Below are 1350 nucleotides of genomic sequence, written 5' to 3' on the forward strand. Positions count from 1 at the left end.
CGGATTGATTTTCTACAATTTTGTGGATTGTCCTTATCGGACGCGATACCGGACGAAACTACTTTGTGCCGGTTCCGTAACCGGCTAGTGACCGGCGACCGACTAGATGATCTGCTGGCTTCTATTAATGAACAGCTCCAATCACACGGATTAATGATCAAGGGTGCGACGGGAGCGGTCATTGATGCCACGCTGATTGAGTCAGCGGCACGCCCTAAAAAGACTATCACCCTGGAGGTGGATGCCGAAGGTAAGGCTGTTCAGTTTGAAGATGGCAGTCAGCCTGGAATCAGCTGTACCGAAGAACAAAGTGCGGATCCGGATGCGACCTGGCTAAAGAAAGGCAAGAAGTCGCAGTTTGGCTACCGCAGTTATCTGGTAGTGGATGCTCAAGACGGCTATGTGCGCGGGATTCACACCGCTCCTGCCAACCAGAGCGAAATGATACATTTCGAAGCAGCTATCGATGTCGCGCATATCGAGGCGAATCGGGTGTATGCCGACAAGGGATCTGCCAGCAATGCCAATCGGCAATTTCTAAGAAAGCAAAAGATCAAGAGCGCAATCATGCATCGCGCGTATAAAAACAATCCACTTTCGTCACGACAGAAGCTGGCGAATCAATTGATCAGCAAAAAACGCTATATTGTCGAACAGTGTTTCGGCACAATCAAACGCTTATTCAGAATGGGACGCGCCAGCTACTTCGGTACGGTAAAAATCAACGCCCAAGTGATACTGAAAAGTATCTGCATGAATCTGAAAAAAGCAGCCAACAAAATCTTCGTGGATCAACCATTGAGGGGAGCAATCCGTCCAAATGTGGCATAAGGGGGGAAAGCTCCCCTGAAAAAGGAAAAAAATCTCACTTTTTTACCAAAATGACGTGCCAACAACTGTCATTTAGATTTTTCTCTTATCGATCACAACAAATTTACGAAGTTATGCAGAGGTCTTTGTAAGTAACTGGTAAGAAACGATTTCAAGCTTCTGGTGGAAGCATCGACTAAATAGTGATTAAACAAAAAGCAGATACTTTGAGAAGACTCCTGCATAACCTCGCCTGCCAGAGCAATAACCAACTAAAATAGAGGAAGTTAAAAGACAGTTGGAGCAAGAGATGCAGATGAGTTTTGGAACGCTGGAATTGGCAGAGCGATTGAAGCGAGATAATGTTCTGATGAAGATTGATGCCCTGATTGACTGGGAGGAGTTACGTCCGAAGCTTAGGGGTTTATACAAACGCGAGTTATCGCATGGTGGAGGACAGGAACCATTTGATGCGCTGATGATGTTCAAAGCGATACTGCTGGGGCAGTGGCATAGTTTGTCGGATGCTGCGTTGGAGCA

Annotated in this window: 2 protein-coding genes; both read left to right on the forward strand. The window is 46.5% G+C overall.

Going from position 1 to position 1350, the window contains the following annotated elements; all coding sequences use genetic code 11:
• A partial coding sequence (locus tag Q7U10_06895; protein ID MDO8282334.1) for an IS5 family transposase occupies positions 1–831 on the forward strand: 831 nt, incomplete at its 5' end.
• A gap of 289 nt (positions 832–1120) precedes the next feature.
• The coding region (locus Q7U10_06900; GenBank protein ID MDO8282335.1) for an IS5/IS1182 family transposase at positions 1121–1350 on the forward strand (230 nt) is incomplete at its 3' end.

The sequence above is a fragment of the Thermodesulfovibrionia bacterium genome, assembly GCA_030646035.1.
Classification (GTDB): domain Bacteria; phylum Nitrospirota; class Thermodesulfovibrionia; order UBA6902; family UBA6902; genus JACQZG01.